This is a genomic window from Actinoplanes awajinensis subsp. mycoplanecinus (assembly GCF_001509495.1).
Classification (GTDB): Bacteria; Actinomycetota; Actinomycetes; order Mycobacteriales; family Micromonosporaceae; genus Actinoplanes; species Actinoplanes palleronii.
The window spans coordinates 1-511 of sequence record NZ_LLZH01000146.1; the positions used below are offsets into that span (position 1 = coordinate 1).

At 65.9% G+C, this 511-nt stretch carries 1 protein-coding gene; it reads right to left on the minus strand.

Annotated features, from left to right (window positions below):
• The coding region (locus ADL15_RS18170) for an SLC13 family permease (protein WP_232344195.1) at positions 1-498 on the minus strand (498 nt) is incomplete at its 3' end.
• Between the last annotated feature and the right edge of the window lie 13 nt (positions 499-511).

Consider the following 511-nt stretch of genomic DNA (forward strand, 5'->3'; position numbering starts at 1 on the left):
CACCAGCACGATCAACACGACCAGCACGAACGGCGCCATCACGCTGAGGAAGTCGTTGAAGGTGAGCCCGGACCGGCTGGCGATGATGATGTTCGGCGGATCACCGACCAGGGTGCCCGCGCCGCCGATGTTCGACGCGAGGACCTCGGCGATCAAAAACGGCACCGGGGGCACACCGAGGCGCTCGCAGACCAGCAACGTCACCGGCGCGACCAGCAGCACCGTCGTCACGTTGTCCAGCGCAGCCGACACCACGCCGGTCACCACCAGCAGGATCACCATGATCGGGAACGGGCGCCCGCGGGCCTTCTTCGCCGACCAGATCGCCACGTACTCGAACAGCCCGGTGCGTTTGAGCACGCCGACGATCAGCATCATCCCCAGCAACAGGAAGATGACGTTCCAGTCGATACCCGCGTCCTCGGAGAAGAACGCGTGCTCGGCGTCGGTGGCACCGAGCGCCAGCATGATCGATGCGCCGCCGAGCGCGACCGCCACCCGATTGATCTTC